Below are 14,759 nucleotides of genomic sequence, written 5' to 3' on the forward strand. Positions count from 1 at the left end.
GGTGCGAGGGCAGGGGTGCGTGCCGCGTGTGGTCTCCCGGCAGACCGTCGCAACCCATGAGATCCTCCCGCCGCACGCTGGCCCCATCGTCCACGGAGCCCGTGCCATGCAGCCGACCCGCCCCTCGATCCACCCCGACCTCGACGTCCTGATGCGTCATGCCGTCGCCATCGGCGTGGCGATCGTGTTGCTGTTGCCGGCCGCGCGCGGTTTCAGCCCCACCTTCGGCTGGATGCCGCTGTGGCTGGTGGCGATGCCGCTGGCCGCGTGGTGGGCGCTGCACCGCTTCCGCCTGCCCGCGCGCGAGGCCGACGAGGCCGCCACCGTACGCACGCGTCGCCGCAGCGGCGCCCAGGCGCGTCGCCGCCGGCCGTCGGTGCTGCATCGTCGCCACTCGCAGGCGGCCTGAGCCCCCAGCCGGGCCGGCCGCCGGCCCGAAGACGGGTTCGAACGAGCCCTGCGACGTCGTACACCACCCGCGCCCCGTCCGGCCCCCGTCCGCCCGGCGGGCCGCGCGCGCTGTGCTAGGTTTCCGGCTCCGATCACCACGCCTGAACGCCGATGCCGAAGTTGTCGCTTGCCTGCCAGACCCTGGCGATCTCCGCAGGTTTTGCCGTCGCCTCGCTGGCCGGCGCCGCACCCGCCAAGGAGTCCCCCGCCGTGTCCGCCGATCCCTATGCCTGGCTTGAAGATGTCACCGGCGAGCGTTCGCTCGACTGGGTCAAGGCGCATAACGCGCAGGCCGAGGCCGAACTGGCGTCCACGCCGCAGTTCAAGCAGCTGGAATCCGACATCCGCGCCATCCTCGATTCCGACGCCAAGATCCCGGGCGTGGAGAAGATCGGCGAGTACTACTACAACTTCTGGAAGGACAAGCAGCACGAGCGCGGCCTGTGGCGGCGCACGACGCTGGAGGAATACCGCAAGGAGAAGCCGCGCTGGGAAACGGTCATCGACCTGGACGCGCTGAACAAGTCCGAGAACGAAAACTGGGTCTGGCACGGCGTGGATTGCCTGCGCCCGGACTACACGCGCTGCCTGATCGCGCTCTCGCGCGGCGGCGCCGATGCCGACGTCACCCGCGAGTTCGACCTGTCCACCAAGAGCTGGGTGAAGGACGGCTTCTTCCGCGCCGAGGCCAAGGGCGCGCTGGGCTGGATCGACCGCGACACCGTGTACGTCTACACCGACTTCGGTGCCGACTCGATGACCAGCTCGGGCTACCCGCGCATCGTCAAGGAATGGAAGCGCGGTACGCCGATCGAGCAGGCGCGCGTGGTGTACGAAGGCAAGCCGACCGACATGTACATCGCGGCGTTGCGCGATCACACGCCGGGCTTCGAGCGCGATTTCGTCAGCCGCACGCTGGCGTTCTACAACGACGAACTCTATCTGCGGAAGGCAGATGGCTCGCTGGCGAAGATTGACGCGCCCAACTCCGCCAACAAGTCCGCGCACCGCGAGTGGCTGTTGCTGGAGCTGCGCGAGCCCTATGAAGCCGGCGGCAAGACCTGGCCGGCCGGCAGCCTCGTCGCCACGAAGTTCGACGACTTCATGGCCGGCAAGCGCGAGTTCACCGCGCTGTTCACGCCGACCGAGCAGACCTCGCTGTCCAGCTACACCTGGACGAAGTCGCGCCTGGTGCTGAACGTGCTGGACGACGTGAAGAACCGCCTGAGCGTGCTGACGCCGGGCGCGGGCGAATGGACGCGCAAGGAATTCACCGGCGCGCCGACCTTCGGCACGCTGGCGGTGTCGGCGGTGGATCCGGACGAAAGCGACGCGGTCTGGCTCACCGCCACCGACTACCTCACGCCGACGACGCTGTCGCTGGCGCAGCTGGGGTCGAAGCCGGAAGTCCTGAAGACGATGCCGGTGTTCTTCGATGCGTCCCGGGATGCGATCGAACAGCACTTCGCCACGTCCAAGGACGGCACGCGCGTGCCGTACTTCCTGGTGCGCCCGAAGAACCTGGCCTTCGACGGCAAGGCGCCGACGCTGCTGTACGGCTACGGCGGCTTCGAGATCTCGCTGACGCCCGCGTATTCCGGCGGCGTCGGCAAGGGCTGGCTCGAGAAAGGCGGCGTGTACGCGGTCGCGAACATCCGCGGCGGCGGCGAGTACGGCCCGCGCTGGCACCAGGCCGCGCTGAAGGCCAATCGCCACAAGGCCTACGAGGACTTCGCCGCGGTCGCGCAGGACCTGATCGCGCGCAAGGTGACCTCGACCCCGCACCTGGGCATCCAGGGCGGCAGCAACGGCGGCCTGCTCACCGGCAACATGCTCACGCAGTACCCGGAGCTGTTCGGCGCGGTGGTCGTGCAGGTGCCGCTGCTGGACATGAAGCGCTACAGCCACCTGCTGGCCGGCGCCTCGTGGATGGCCGAGTACGGCGATCCGGACACGGCCGACTGGGATTACATCCGCACCTTCTCGCCGTACCACCTGTTCGACGCGAAGCGCACCTATCCGCCGGCGCTGTTCATGACCTCCACGCGCGACGACCGCGTGCACCCGGGCCATGCACGCAAGATGGCGGCGAAGATGCTCGACGCCGGCAAGGACGTGCGCTACTACGAGAACATCGAGGGCGGCCACGGCGGTTCGGCCAACAACGCCCAGGCGGCGCATATGAGTGCGTTGGCGTTTACGTTCCTGTGGAATGAATTGAGCGGCAAGTAAGCCGCTGCTGTTTCTCCCTCCCCTGCGTGCAGGGGAGGGTTGCGGAGGGGGGCGAAGCCGCGCAGCGGCGAGCTCGGCGCTGACGCGCCTCACCACCCCCTCCCAACCCGCGGCCATCGGGCACAGCCGATGGCGTTCGCCGGGACGCGCGCCAGTGGCGCGCAAGCAGTCCTGCCTCTCCCCATGCAATCAGGGGGAGGGGTTCCAAGAGCCGCACGTTGTCATTGGCACAACCGGACCCCATCCATGAAACCGACCCATCTCCTGCTTTCGGCCTGATCATGAGCACCACCGCCCCCAGCCTCGCCGCCACCGCCACCCCGCCCGATGCGGCGAAGAAGCCTCACATCGTCAAGGCCCCGTTCGGCGCGCAGCGCGAGGACGAGTACTACTGGCTGCGCGACGACGAGCGCAAGAATCCCGACATGCTGGCGTACCTCAACGCCGAGAACGCCTACGTCGACGCGGTGATGGCACCGCTGAAGCCGCTGGAGAACAAGCTGTACGAAGAGATCGTCGGCCGCATCAAGCAGGACGACGCCTCCGTGCCGTACCGCGAGCGCGGCCACTGGTACTACAGCCGCTTCGAGACCGGCCAGGACTACCCGATCTACGCGCGCCGCGCGGGCGACATGAACGCCACCGAGCAGGTGCTGCTCGACGTCAACGTCATGGCCAAGGGCAAGGACTACTTCAACGTCGGCGACTGGGAAGTCAGCCAGGACAACAAGATCCTCGCCTGGGCCGACGACGCCGTGGGCCGCCGCCAGTACGTCATCCGCTTCAAGAACCTGGAAACCGGCGAGGTCTACCCCGACGAGATCAAGGGCGTCTCGCCCAACCTGGTCTGGGCCGACGACAACAGGACGCTGTTCTACGTCGAGAACGATCCGGAAACCCTGCTCACCGTGCGCGTGAAGAAGCACGTGCTCGGCACGCCCGCCTCGCAGGACGTGCTGGTGTACGAGGAGAAGGACGACAGCTTCTACATGGGCATCGATCGCTCGCGCGACGACAAGTTCATCTGCATCGGCGTGGAAAGCACCGTCTCGAGCGAGATGCGCTGCGCGCCGGCCGCGAACCCGGACAAGTTCACCGTGCTCGCGCCGCGCGAGCGCGACGTGGAATACCAGGCCGATCACCTCGACGGCCGCTGGGTCATCCGCACCAACGAAGGCGGCGCGAAGAACTTCAAGCTGATGACCGCGCCGTCGGATGCCACCTCGCGCAAGCAGTGGAAGGACTGGGTGGCGCACCGCGACGACGTGTTCATCGAAGGCTTCGAGCTGTTCGACGGCTTCACCACCATCGCCGAACGTTCCGACGCGCTGGAGCGCCTGCGCGTGCTGAAGAAGGACGGCAAGGAGGAGTACGTCAAGGCCGACGAGCCGGCATATTCGATGGGCCTGTCGGTCAATTCCGAACACGACACGCCGTGGCTGCGCTACAGCTACACCTCGCTGACCACGCCGGGCACGACGTACGAAGTGAACGTCGAAACCGGCGAGCGCAAGCTGCTCAAGCGCGAACCCGTCATCGGCTACGACCCGGAGAAGTACGTCACGCAGCGCGTGTGGGCGACCGCGCGCGACGGCGTGAAGATCCCGGTGTCGCTGGTGTATCGCAAGGGCTTCGAGAAGGACGGCAAGGCCGCGATGCTGCAATACGCCTACGGCAGCTACGGCTCCTCCACCGATCCGCGCTTCAACGGTCCGGTGGTGAGCCTGCTCGATCGCGGCATGGTGTACGCCATCGCCCACATCCGCGGCGGCCAGGAAATGGGCCGCAAGTGGTACGACGACGGCAAGCTGTTCCACAAGAAGAACACCTTCACCGACTTCATCGACGTCACCCACGACCTGGTGAAGCAGGGCTATGCAGCGAAGGATCGCGTCGCGGCGTACGGCGGCAGCGCCGGTGGCCTGCTGATGGGCGCGATCGCCAACATGGCGCCGGACACGTACCGCGTGATCCTCTCGCAGGTGCCGTTCGTGGACGTGGTGACGACGATGCTCGATCCGACCATCCCGCTCACCACGAACGAATACGACGAGTGGGGCAACCCGGAAAAGAAGGACTACTACGACTACATGCTGTCGTATTCGCCGTACGACAACCTGTCCAGGCAGGCGTATCCGGCGATGTTCATCGGCACCGGCCTGTGGGATTCGCAGGTGCAGTACTGGGAGCCGGCCAAGTACGTCGCGCGCCTGCGTGACGTGGACACCTCCGACAACACCGTCGTGTTCCGCACCAACATGGACGCCGGCCATGGCGGCAAGTCGGGCCGTTTCCGCCGCTATCGCGAGCTGTCGGAGATGTATGCGTTCATGCTCGACCAGCTGGGCCTGGCCGCGGCGCCTGCGGCGACTGCTTCGAAGTAAGCCCGGCAGTGCCGAGCGTTAAGCCCCTCTCCCGCCGGGAGAGGGGTTGGGGTGAGGGCCGGGGCGTGCGGTGAGGCGCCGCTCGCCACATGCCGCTACTGCTTTCGCAAAGCCCCCGGAACGTCAAGACCACCACGTGACTACCCCGCTTCCATCGCCCACGCCACGCCCCAAAGCCCGCTTCCGCTGGGCCTGGTGGCTGCTCGCCTACGCCAGCCTCGCGCTGGGCGTGATCGGGATCGTCGTCCCCGGGCTTCCGACCGTGCCGTTCGTGCTGCTGTCGGCCTTCGCCGCCGCGCGCGGTTCGCGGAAGCTGCACGACTGGCTGCTCGCGCATCGCCAGTTCGGGCCGATGATCCGCGACTGGGAGGCGCACGGCGCCGTTTCGCGGCGCGCCAAGCGCCTGGCGGTGTCGATGATGGCCGTCTGCGCGGTGATCATGTTCCTCACCGCGCCGCGCTGGTGGATGGCCGCGACCGGCACCGGAATCATGGCCGTGGTCGCAGTCTGGCTGTGGCGACGCCCGGAACCGCCGCCGCATCCGCGTGCCTGAGGTTCCATCGCGCGCGCCCCGGGCTACACTTCGGGCATGAATCCCGTCCGCCTGCTCGCCGCCGTTTCCCTGCTTGCCCTGCCGCTGCTGTTGTCGGCGTGCGGCAACAAGGGCCCCCTGATCCTGCCGCCGAAGGTCCCCGTGGACACGCAGGCCGGTGCGGCGCCGGCACAGGAAATCGGCGACGCCAGCGACGCCATCGACGAAACGCCCAAGGCCGACGCCACCAACGCCGAATCGGACCTGGACGACGACGACTCCGATCCGCCGGAAAACACCGACACGCCGCGCTCATGACCCTGCGTTTCACCAAGATGCACGGCGCGGGCAACGACTTCGTCGTGCTCGACCTGCGCGGCGATACGCCGCCGCCTTCGCCCGAGGTATGCCGCGCGCTGGCCGACCGCCACACCGGCGTGGGCTGCGACCAGATCCTCACCGTCGAACGCGCCGACAACGGTGCCGCCGCGCGTTACCGCATCTGGAATGCCGACGGTTCCTCGTCGCAGCAGTGCGGCAACGGCGCGCGCTGCATCGCCGCGTGGGTGGTGCGCGACGCGCAATCGCGCGGCGACGCGCTGGGCGGCGAGTTCGTCCTCGACAGCCCCGTCGGCGCGCATGCCGTCACGCGCCTGGACGGCGGCGGCTACCGCATCGAAATGGGCCTGCCGCGCTTCGCGCCGGCCAGCATCCCGCTGCGCGGCTTCGAAGGCGCGCAGGACGAATACGTGCTGTACCACGACGACTCGGTATTCACCTTCGGCGCGGTGTCGATGGGCAACCCGCACGCGGTGATCGAGGTCGACGACGTGGATCACGCGCCAGTGCAAGCCGTCGCGCCCCTGCTGCAATCGCATCCGGCCTTTCCGGAATCGGTGAACGTCGGCTTCGCGCAGGTCGAATCGCGCGATCGCATCCGCCTGCGCGTGTACGAGCGCGGCGTCGGCGAGACCTTGGCCTGCGGCAGCGGCGCCTGCGCCGCGGCGGCGGTGCTGATGCGGCGCGGACGCGTGGATCGCGACGTCACCGTCGCATTGCCCGGTGGCGAACTGCGCATCGCCTGGCCTGCGGACGATGCCCCGTTGACGATGTCCGGGCCGGCTGCGTTCGTCTTCGAAGGAGAGTGGACTCATGACTGACACGCTGGAAAAGCTCGGCGCCCACGAAGTCGCCGCCTGGCTGCGCCGGCACCCGCGCTTCCTGCAGCAGTTCCCCGACCTCGCGTTGAGCCTGGTCGTCCCGCGCGAGGAAGGTTCGGCATCGTCGCTGGCGAGCTATCAGCTGGAAGTGCTGCGCGACAAGAACCGCGAGCTTTCGCGCCGCCTCCAGGAACTGTTCGCCAACGCGCAGGAGAACGAGCGCCTGTCGGTGCGCACGCACCAGCTCACGCTGGCGCTGATGCGCCAGGGCAGCGCCGCCGACACGCTGCGCGCGATGGCCGCCAGCCTCGCCGAAGACTTCAACGGCGATCTGGTGCGGCTGGTGGTGTTCCGTCCGATCGACGGGTTGGGCGATACCGACTGGCTGCAGGTCATCGCGCAGGACGATGCGCGCCTGCATCCGTTCCGCGACTGCCTGGCCGACGGCGAACCGCTGTGCGGCCGTCTGCAGCCGGAGAAGCACGCGCTGCTGTACGGCGTTCGCGCGGAGGAAGTGCAGTCCACCGCGCTGTTGCCGCTGCCGGGCGTGGGCCTGGTGGCGGTGGGCAGTCGCGATGCGAACCGCTTCTTCCCCGGCATGGGCACATTGTTCCTGCGCATGATGGGCGAATCGCTCGCCACCGCGCTCAAGCGCTTCCCGGGCTGATGCCGCGCGGGCGCGCCGGCGCGGTGTCGCTTCCACCGGATGCACCGGACGAGGCGCCGCGCGTGGCGCAGATCGAGGACTACCTCGCACATCTGCAGGTCGAACGCCGCATGTCCGCGCACACGCTCGATGCGTACCGGCGCGATCTGCTCGCGCTCGCACAGTGGGCGCAGCGCGAAGGCAGCGAGGTGACATCGCTGCATGGCGAGCAGATCCGCGGCTTCGTCGCCGCCGAACACCGCCGCGGCCTGTCGCCCAAGAGCCTGCAACGGCGGCTTTCCGCATGCCGCAGTTTCTATGCCTGGCTGGTGAAGCAGGGGCGCATCGCAGCGAGCCCGGCCGCGTCGATCCGTTCGCCCAAGGCACCGCGCAAATTGCCGCAGGTGCTCGATCCCGACGAAGCCAAGGCATTGGTCGAAGTGCCGACCGATGCGCCGCTGGGCCTGCGCGATCGCGCGCTGCTGGAACTGTTCTATTCCTCGGGCCTGCGTCTGTCGGAACTGTGCGCGCTGCGCTGGCGCGACCTCGACCTGGCCGATGCGCTGGTCACCGTGCTCGGCAAAGGAAGCAAGCAGCGCAGCGTGCCGCTGGGTTCGCATGCGCGTAACGCATTGGGCGAATGGCGCGCGTCCACGGGCGCGGGCAACGACGCACCGGTGTTTCCCGGTCGCGGCGGCGCGCCGATCACGCCGCGCGCGGTGCAGTTGCGGCTGCGTCATCTGGCGCAGCAGCAGGGATTGTTCAAGCGCGTGCATCCGCACCTGCTGCGGCATTCCTTCGCCAGCCACATCCTGGAATCCTCCGGCGACCTGCGTGGCGTGCAGGAGCTGCTCGGCCACGCCGACATCGCCACCACGCAGATCTACACCCACCTGGACTACCAGCACCTGGCCAAGGCGTACGACGCCGCGCACCCGCGTGCCCGCCGCAAGACCGGCGAAGGCTGAACGCTTTCCGTACCGACCGCTCTCGCGAGGCCTCCTGGAGAGGGTCCAGGAACTTTTCTGACTCGTCTCAAATCTCCCGCCGGGCCTCGTCCGTAGCTTTGCTTGCACGGGCAAATATCCAGTGGAGACCCGGGCCATGGCGAAGAACTTCCCCCTGAATCCCAAACACCCCGAGCGCATCTGCTGGGGCTGCGACCGCTACTGCCCGGCGCAATCGCTGGCCTGCGGCAACGGCTCCGGACGCGTCATGCACCCGGCCGAATCGCAGGGCGAACACTGGTACGAGGAGTGGGACATCGAGCCCTCCCCGGACAATCCACGCATGGCGTTGCTCTAGGCATTCGGTCGTGCGCGTGCGTCTTCACGCATGCGCATTGACATCGTCGCGCAACCCGCCGGCTTGAACCCACCCGTCCATGCCCCCACCCACTGGGAATCCCCCGGAGGTCGCATGGATCCGAGTCAGAACCCCAACGTTTTCCACGCCACGACCATCGTGTCGGTGCGCCGCGACGGTCGCGTCGCGGTCGCCGGCGACGGTCAGGTCACCCTTGGCCACACGGTGATGAAGGCCAACGCACGCAAAGTGCGACGACTTGGCCGCGACGGCCAGGTGCTGGCCGGTTTCGCCGGCGCCGCCGCCGATGCCTTCACCCTGTTCGAACTGTTCGAAGCCAAGCTGGAGAAGCATGGCCAGCTCACGCGCGCAGCGGTGGAACTGGCCAAGGATTGGCGCACGGAGCGACGCCTGGGCAAGCTCGAAGCGCTGCTCGCGGTCGCCGACAGGGAAACCTCGCTGATCATCAGCGGCACGGGCGACGTGATCGAGCCCGAGGACGGCATCATCGCCATCGGTTCCGGCGGCATGTACGCACTGTCCGCCGCGCGCGCGCTGATCGCGCATACCCAGCTGGACGCACGCACCATCGCCACCGAGGCGATCAACATCGCCGGCGACGTGTGCATCTACACGAACCGCAACGTGGTGGTGGAAGAACTGTAGAGCCGGGATTAGGGATTAGGGATTCGAGATTCGAAGCCCGTCCCGCCTTGCTTTTGCGAATCCCCACTCCCGAATCCCGAATCCCGAAAAATGCCCATCAAGCCTGATAACTCCAACGCCACCATGACGCCGCGCGAGATCGTGCAGGAGCTGGATCGACACATCGTCGGCCAGCATTCGGCCAAGCGCGCGGTCGCGATCGCCCTGCGCAACCGCTGGCGCCGCATGCAGCTGCCGGCCGAGCTGCGCAACGAGGTCATGCCCAAGAACATCCTGATGATCGGCCCGACCGGCGTGGGCAAGACCGAGATCGCACGCCGCCTGGCGACGCTGGCCAACGCGCCGTTCGTGAAGGTGGAAGCCACGCGCTTCACCGAGGTCGGCTACGTCGGCAAGGACGTGGAGCAGATCGTGCGCGACCTGGCCGACACGGCGGTGAAGCTGTATCGCGAGCAGGCCAAGCACCGCGTGCGCACGCAGGCCGAAGAGCGCGCCGAGGAGCGCATCCTCGATGCGCTGCTGCCACGCCGCCAGGGTGCGACGACCGTGTTCGGTTTCAATGCCGAAGAAGCGGCGAAGGACGAACCCTCGTCGCAGGAGAACGAAACCCGCGCCAAGCTGCGCAAGCAGTTGCGCAGCGGCGCGCTGGACGACCGCGAGATCGAGATCGAGACGGCGGTGAACGTCGGCGTCGACATCATGGCGCCGCCCGGCATGGAGGAAATGGGCCAGCAGCTGCGGCAGATGTTCTCGCAGGTGGCCGGCGCGAAGACGCACAAGAAGACGCTGCCGATCCGCACCGCGCGTTCGCAGCTGACGGAAGAGGAAGCCGGCAAGCTGGTCAACGAAGACGAAGTGCGCGAGGCCGCCATCGAGGCCTGCGAACAGCACGGCATCGTCTTCATCGACGAGATCGACAAGGTCGCCAAGCGCAGCGAAGCGGGCCTGAGCGGCGGCGACGTCAGCCGCGAAGGCGTGCAGCGCGATCTGCTGCCGCTGGTGGAAGGCTCCACCGTGAGCACCAAGTACGGCCCGGTGAAGACCGACCACATCCTGTTCATCGCGTCGGGCGCGTTCCATCTGGCCAAGCCGAGCGATCTCATCCCCGAACTGCAGGGTCGCTTCCCGATCCGCGTGGAACTGAGCGCGCTGAGCAAGGACGACTTCGTGCGCATCCTCACCGAGCCCAAGGCCGCGCTGACGACGCAGTACATCGAACTGCTGCGCACCGAAGGCGTGGGCCTGGAATTCACGCCGGACGCGGTGGAGCGCCTGGCGGAAATCGCAGCGCAGGTGAACGAGCGCCAGGAAAACATCGGCGCGCGTCGCCTGCACACGGTGCTGGAGCGTCTGCTCGATGTGCTCAGTTATGAGGCGCCGGATCGCGACGGACAGGCGGTGCGCATCGACCGCGCCTACGTCAATCAGCACCTGGGCGAGCTGGTGCAGGATCCGGATCTGAGCCGGTACATTCTGTAAGCCCAAACTCCACGAATGCTCCCTCCCCTGCGCGCAGGGGAGGGTTGGGGAGGGGTGGCGAAGCCGCATCGCGGCGAGCTCGGCGCTGACGCGCCTCGACCCCCTCCCAACCTCCCCCTGCAAGCAGGGGGAGGGGCTGTGATCAGCGCGGCTCCACCGCAACCACCGTCTTCACCGAGCTCGCGATGAAGCAATTGCGATGCGCGGACTCGTGCAGCTTCTTGAGCTCTTCCGCGCTCGGCGCCTGGTCGGCGAACACGATGCGCGGACGCAGCGTCACATGCGTGACCGCCGCGCGTCCTTCGTCGTTCTTGCCCAGCGTGCCGACCGCATCGTCCTCGTAGGCATCGACGGTCCAGCCCTTCTTCGCCGCGATCGCGAGCGCCGTCAGCATGTGGCACGACGACAGCGCCGCGACCAGCATCTCCTCCGGATCCACGCCCTGCGCGCTGCCGAAGTAGGCCGGCGCCGCCGAGCCGGTGATGCGTTGCCCGCGTTCGAAACGCACCTCGTGATCGCGCGGGTAATGCTCGTAGTCGAACGGCTGGCCGTTGCGGGTCCAGCGGATCGAGGCGAGGTGTTCGGACATGGCGGCGGCTTCCGTGTGGGCGGGCCGCCACCATGCCACAGCGCGCTCAGCGGGCGACAGGATCGGCGTGCGCACCTGCGGCCTTGCGCCGGCGCGTGTCCTCGATGAGCTGATCGCGCGCGGCCTGTTGCAGGCGCTCGATGCTCACCTTGTCCGGCGATTCGCCCAGCCGCGCGGTGAGGTCGGCGACGACGCGCTTGTTGGCGTACGTATGCGGCGAATCCATGTCGTCGCTCTGCGCGGAGATGAACGAGCCCAGGCGCTTGGCGCTGACTTCGCGCGCTTGCGCCAGTTCGACCAGCTTGGCGCGGTATTCCAGTTCCCACGAGGCCATGCCGGGGAACGCGTTCTGGTCGGCGAAGTGCTGCGTTTCGTGGCCGAGGAACACGACGCGGAACGCTTCGCTGTCGAGGCCTTCGCTGTAGCTGGGCACCACGGCGTACAGCGCTTCGGCGGTCGCCCAGCCACCGGCGGAGCCGCGCTCGCAACGGCCGTACGACGTCCAGCCGCGGCTGACCCAGTCGTCCAGCAGCTCCACCTTCACGGTGTACGGGCCTTCCGGCAGTTCCACGTTGTACGGACGGGTGTCCTGCTTGCGCCACATCATCAGCTCGCGCAGCGGCAGGGTGCGGCCCAGTTGCGCGCGGTAGCCGTGCGCGAGCAGCTGGCCTTGCAGGATCGGTTCCAGCGCGTCCATGTCCTTCGCGCCCGCAGCATCGGCGCCGATGCGCTTGCGCAGGGTTTCCAGCAGTTTTCCTTCCAGTGCCGCGCGCTGCGACGGCGACTTCATCGCGTGCCACCAGTAGTCCTGGTAATCGTGCAGCACGCCGCGGGCGAAGTCGTCGGTGATGGCGTCGGTGGCGAACACCGGCGCATCCGCGTGGCGCGCCAGCATGCAGGCCCGGTAGACGGCGTCCTTGCCGCGGAAGCCGTCGATGGGCGATTCGCGCAGTGCGCGCACCGCACGCGGGCCATCGCCCTGCAGGATCGCGTTGGTGGACTCGGCGATCGCGGCGGTCGCGGCCGGCGTGGACGTTTCAGGCTCGGCGGCGTACGCGGCCGGCAACAGTGCGGCGAGGAACAGTGGGGCGATGCGGATGGCGTGGGGCATGGGGAATCCGTTCGGTCGACGGCCGGCGGCCGTCTTCACGCTCATTGCAGCGGGGGGCGGGGCGGGGCGTCTTGAACGCATTTGATCTGCCCCCGCAACCGCGACGGCGTGGCGCCGGTGGCGGCGCGCAGCGTCCGGCTGAGGTGTGCCTGGTCGGCGAATCCGGCGAGCGCGGCGATGTCGGCCAGTGCCAGGCCATCGGCCAGCAGGCGCAGAGCGCGGCGGCAGCGCAGTTCGCGACGCAACAACTGCGGCGGCATTCCGTGCGAAACCGCGAACACGCGCGAGGCATGCGCGGCCGAGACACCCGCGCGGCGCGCCAGCGTGGCGACGTCCAGCTCGCCCAGCTCCAGCTCCCGCAGGAACTCTGCCTGCCACGCATGCAGCTCGGGCGCGCGCACCGGCGTGCACGCGGCGATGAGTTCGCCCAGCCGCTGCGGCGCATCGGTGAACACCGCCCGTGCTTGCCTCGCGTCCGGTACGCGCAGCACGCGCAGCGTGTCCGGTGCGGCGGCATCGACCAGGTCGAGGTTCGCCACCGTCGCGCCGAACCGCCCGAAGCGGTTGCCGTGCGCATGCCAGCGCGGGTGCAGGACCAGCGTGCCGGGCTCGCAGGCGATGGGGCCGTCGGGGCTGGCCTCGACGTGGCTGCCGTCGATCACCAGTGCCGCGTACGCGCCGCCGTGCCGGTGCGTGCCGAGCACGTCGCGGGCGTCATGGCGGGTTTCGAAACCGGCGTGGGCGTGCATGCGGGAATCCTGAGGGACGCGGGACGGAACGGGCCAGTGGCGGAAGTCAGCCCGTCCTGGGATGCACGAGCGCGGCGCCGGGTTGAAACCCTCAGCCGGCGGCGAACTGCCAGGCCGCGCGCAGGCAGGGTTCGATGGCGCGCAGGTCGGCCGCATCGCGCAGCTTCGCGACCTGCTGCACGCGGCCGCGTTCATCGCGCGCGGTCTTGAAGAACTGCGGGTGGTCGAACTCGCGGTCCAGCTGCAACGCCAGGCGCAACGCGTCCTTCATGAACACCACGTCGGCGAAGATGCGCGTGGTGCGCAGCAGCGCGTAGCGATCCTTGTGCACGATCTCGACGTCGCCGTAGCCGCGCACCGTGCGTTCCAGTTCCTCGTACAGCGCCACGAGTGCCGCCGGCTTGTTCGCCAGCATCGCCGCGCGGTCGCCCGTGCCGCAGCTGTGCTTCACGTTGGCGCGGTTGAAGACGCGACCGCAGTTCGGGCAGGACCACGCCGGCATGCGCTCAATCCTCGCCGATGTCCTCGTTCCACACGTCCGGGTTCGCGGCGATGTAATCGCCGAGCATGCCGATGCACTGCGCGTCTTCCAGGTCGATCACCTTGACGCCGTTCTCGCGCAGCCAGTCGATGCCGCCGCGGAAGTTCACCGATTCGCCCACCACCACCGTGCCGATGTTGAACTGGCGCACCAGTCCGCTGCAGTACCAACACGGCGCCAGCGTGGTGACCATGATGGTGTCGCGGTAGCGGCGCTGGCGGCCGGCCTTGCGGAAGGCGTCGGTTTCGCCGTGCACCGACGGGTCGTTCTCCTGGATGCGGCGGTTGTGGCCGCAGCCGAGCAGACGGCCGTCGTCGTGGTACAGCGCCGCGCCGATCGGAATGCCGCCTTCGGCCAGCCCCTTGCGGGCTTCCTCGACGGCGGTGGCGAGCAGGGCGCGGTAGTCGGGCGTATGGATCATGCGGAAGCTCCAGCGGCACGCAGCATGTCGATGTGCGCGATGCCGTCGTCGAGGTAGGGTTCGGAAGACGGCACGAAACCGTGCCGCGCGTAATAGTGCTGCAGATGCGCCTGCGCGCCGATCTGCACGTCGCAGCCGGGCCAGCGCGCTTGGATCTGCGCCAGCGCCTGATGCACCAGCGGATCGCCGAGGCCGCGGCCGCGCCAGGCCGGCGCGGTGAGCACGCGGCCGAAGCTCACCTGCGGGTAGCTCAGGCCCGGCGCGAGGATGCGCAGGTAGGCGGCGATGGCGCCGTCGTCGTCGGTCGCGAACACATGCACCGTGTCCGGATGCGTGTCCTTGCCGTCGGGATCCAGGTACACGCACTGCTGCTCGACGACGAACACTTCCGAACGCAGCTTGAGCAGCGCGTACAGCGTGCCGGCGTCGAGTTCGCGGAACAGGCGGGCCTGCCAGCGCAGGGCGTTGAGCGGAGCGGTCATGCGCGCATGATG

The 14,759-nt window shown here is 68.4% G+C and carries 17 protein-coding genes; 11 read left to right on the forward strand and 6 right to left on the reverse strand.

The window, feature by feature from the left end; all coding sequences use genetic code 11:
- The first annotated feature begins 106 nt into the window (after positions 1-106).
- The 11 genes from AAFF32_RS05635 (at position 107) to hslU (ending at position 10,854) form a co-directional block, all read left to right on the forward strand.
- Entirely contained in the window at positions 107-409 is a 303-nt protein-coding gene (locus tag AAFF32_RS05635) for a hypothetical protein (protein WP_216961357.1), read from the forward strand.
- Positions 410-561: 152 nt separating this feature from the next.
- Complete coding sequence (locus AAFF32_RS05640; RefSeq protein ID WP_342316765.1) at positions 562-2,682, forward strand: prolyl oligopeptidase family serine peptidase; 2,121 nt, start codon at positions 562-564, stop codon at positions 2,680-2,682.
- Positions 2,683-2,963: 281 nt separating this feature from the next.
- Complete coding sequence (locus AAFF32_RS05645) at positions 2,964-5,066, forward strand: S9 family peptidase (protein WP_342316766.1); 2,103 nt, start codon at positions 2,964-2,966, stop codon at positions 5,064-5,066.
- Between the two features lie 136 nt (positions 5,067-5,202).
- Complete coding sequence (locus tag AAFF32_RS05650) at positions 5,203-5,619, forward strand: YbaN family protein (protein ID WP_216961349.1); 417 nt, start codon at positions 5,203-5,205, stop codon at positions 5,617-5,619.
- 36 nt (positions 5,620-5,655) lie between these two features.
- Positions 5,656-5,916, forward strand: a complete 261-nt coding sequence (locus AAFF32_RS05655) for a lipoprotein (protein WP_342316767.1) — start codon at positions 5,656-5,658, stop codon at positions 5,914-5,916.
- Positions 5,913-6,758 carry a diaminopimelate epimerase gene (gene dapF / locus AAFF32_RS05660; RefSeq protein ID WP_342316768.1) on the forward strand — a complete coding sequence of 282 codons (846 nt, stop codon included), beginning with the start codon at positions 5,913-5,915 and terminating at the stop codon, positions 6,756-6,758. Before AAFF32_RS05655 ends, dapF begins: the two co-directional genes overlap by 4 nt.
- Complete coding sequence (locus AAFF32_RS05665; protein WP_342316769.1) at positions 6,751-7,425, forward strand: DUF484 family protein; 675 nt, start codon at positions 6,751-6,753, stop codon at positions 7,423-7,425. Before dapF ends, AAFF32_RS05665 begins: the two co-directional genes overlap by 8 nt.
- A gap of 110 nt (positions 7,426-7,535) precedes the next feature.
- The gene (gene xerC / locus AAFF32_RS05670; protein ID WP_342317232.1) at positions 7,536-8,372 is read left to right on the forward strand and encodes a tyrosine recombinase XerC; all 837 of its coding nucleotides are present in this window, start codon (positions 7,536-7,538) and stop codon (positions 8,370-8,372) included.
- A 136-nt stretch (positions 8,373-8,508) separates the two neighbouring features.
- Positions 8,509-8,709: a DUF3079 domain-containing protein gene (locus tag AAFF32_RS05675; RefSeq protein ID WP_342316770.1), complete on the forward strand. Its 201-nt coding sequence runs from the start codon at positions 8,509-8,511 to the stop codon at positions 8,707-8,709.
- A gap of 114 nt (positions 8,710-8,823) precedes the next feature.
- A complete protein-coding gene (gene hslV, locus AAFF32_RS05680; protein ID WP_158982858.1) occupies positions 8,824-9,375 on the forward strand; it encodes an ATP-dependent protease subunit HslV in 552 nt (183 codons plus the stop codon).
- Positions 9,376-9,465: 90 nt separating this feature from the next.
- Positions 9,466-10,854: an ATP-dependent protease ATPase subunit HslU gene (gene hslU / locus AAFF32_RS05685; RefSeq protein ID WP_342316772.1), complete on the forward strand. Its 1,389-nt coding sequence runs from the start codon at positions 9,466-9,468 to the stop codon at positions 10,852-10,854.
- A 142-nt stretch (positions 10,855-10,996) separates the two neighbouring features.
- On the opposite strand, the gene AAFF32_RS05690 is transcribed toward hslU, so the two are convergent.
- The 6 genes from AAFF32_RS05690 to AAFF32_RS05715 all read right to left on the reverse strand — a co-directional run bounded on the left by AAFF32_RS05690 (position 10,997) and on the right by AAFF32_RS05715 (position 14,747).
- Positions 10,997-11,443 (reverse strand): OsmC family protein, encoded by a 447-nt coding sequence (locus AAFF32_RS05690; protein ID WP_216961335.1) that lies wholly within the window; start codon positions 11,441-11,443, stop codon positions 10,997-10,999.
- 46 nt (positions 11,444-11,489) lie between these two features.
- A complete protein-coding gene (locus tag AAFF32_RS05695; RefSeq protein WP_216961334.1) occupies positions 11,490-12,554 on the reverse strand; it encodes a hypothetical protein in 1,065 nt (354 codons plus the stop codon).
- A 41-nt stretch (positions 12,555-12,595) separates the two neighbouring features.
- Positions 12,596-13,303, reverse strand: a complete 708-nt coding sequence (locus AAFF32_RS05700) for a helix-turn-helix domain-containing protein (RefSeq protein ID WP_342316773.1) — start codon at positions 13,301-13,303, stop codon at positions 12,596-12,598.
- Positions 13,304-13,394: 91 nt separating this feature from the next.
- Complete coding sequence (locus tag AAFF32_RS05705; protein WP_342316774.1) at positions 13,395-13,805, reverse strand: DUF5655 domain-containing protein; 411 nt, start codon at positions 13,803-13,805, stop codon at positions 13,395-13,397.
- Between the two features lie 4 nt (positions 13,806-13,809).
- A complete protein-coding gene (locus AAFF32_RS05710) occupies positions 13,810-14,265 on the reverse strand; it encodes a nucleoside deaminase (protein ID WP_216961328.1) in 456 nt (151 codons plus the stop codon).
- On the reverse strand, positions 14,262-14,747 hold the full coding sequence (locus tag AAFF32_RS05715; RefSeq protein ID WP_216961326.1) for a GNAT family N-acetyltransferase: 486 nt from the start codon (positions 14,745-14,747) through the stop codon (positions 14,262-14,264). Before AAFF32_RS05715 ends, AAFF32_RS05710 begins: the two co-directional genes overlap by 4 nt.
- Positions 14,748-14,759 lie beyond the last annotated feature (12 nt).

The sequence above is a fragment of the Lysobacter sp. FW306-1B-D06B genome, assembly GCF_038446665.1.
Classification (GTDB): Bacteria; Pseudomonadota; Gammaproteobacteria; order Xanthomonadales; family Xanthomonadaceae; genus Lysobacter_J.

What these genes read in the sequence shown, in the direction of transcription:
- xerC (WP_342317232.1), top strand. Translation starts at nt 7,536, where the DNA reads ATGTCCGCGCACACGCTCGATGCGTACCGGCGCGATCTGCTCGCGCTC.
- hslV (WP_158982858.1), top strand. Translation starts at nt 8,824, where the DNA reads ATGGATCCGAGTCAGAACCCCAACGTTTTCCACGCCACGACCATCGTG.
- AAFF32_RS05665 (WP_342316769.1), top strand. Translation starts at nt 6,751, where the DNA reads ATGACTGACACGCTGGAAAAGCTCGGCGCCCACGAAGTCGCCGCCTGG.
- AAFF32_RS05705 (WP_342316774.1), bottom strand. Translation starts at nt 13,805, where the DNA reads ATGCCGGCGTGGTCCTGCCCGAACTGCGGTCGCGTCTTCAACCGCGCC.
- AAFF32_RS05690 (WP_216961335.1), bottom strand. Translation starts at nt 11,443, where the DNA reads ATGTCCGAACACCTCGCCTCGATCCGCTGGACCCGCAACGGCCAGCCG.
- hslU (WP_342316772.1), top strand. Translation starts at nt 9,466, where the DNA reads ATGCCCATCAAGCCTGATAACTCCAACGCCACCATGACGCCGCGCGAG.
- AAFF32_RS05700 (WP_342316773.1), bottom strand. Translation starts at nt 13,303, where the DNA reads ATGCACGCCCACGCCGGTTTCGAAACCCGCCATGACGCCCGCGACGTG.
- AAFF32_RS05655 (WP_342316767.1), top strand. Translation starts at nt 5,656, where the DNA reads ATGAATCCCGTCCGCCTGCTCGCCGCCGTTTCCCTGCTTGCCCTGCCG.
- AAFF32_RS05675 (WP_342316770.1), top strand. Translation starts at nt 8,509, where the DNA reads ATGGCGAAGAACTTCCCCCTGAATCCCAAACACCCCGAGCGCATCTGC.
- AAFF32_RS05640 (WP_342316765.1), top strand. Translation starts at nt 562, where the DNA reads ATGCCGAAGTTGTCGCTTGCCTGCCAGACCCTGGCGATCTCCGCAGGT.
- dapF (WP_342316768.1), top strand. Translation starts at nt 5,913, where the DNA reads ATGACCCTGCGTTTCACCAAGATGCACGGCGCGGGCAACGACTTCGTC.
- AAFF32_RS05715 (WP_216961326.1), bottom strand. Translation starts at nt 14,747, where the DNA reads ATGACCGCTCCGCTCAACGCCCTGCGCTGGCAGGCCCGCCTGTTCCGC.
- AAFF32_RS05710 (WP_216961328.1), bottom strand. Translation starts at nt 14,265, where the DNA reads ATGATCCATACGCCCGACTACCGCGCCCTGCTCGCCACCGCCGTCGAG.
- AAFF32_RS05695 (WP_216961334.1), bottom strand. Translation starts at nt 12,554, where the DNA reads ATGCCCCACGCCATCCGCATCGCCCCACTGTTCCTCGCCGCACTGTTG.
- AAFF32_RS05645 (WP_342316766.1), top strand. Translation starts at nt 2,964, where the DNA reads ATGAGCACCACCGCCCCCAGCCTCGCCGCCACCGCCACCCCGCCCGAT.
- AAFF32_RS05635 (WP_216961357.1), top strand. Translation starts at nt 107, where the DNA reads ATGCAGCCGACCCGCCCCTCGATCCACCCCGACCTCGACGTCCTGATG.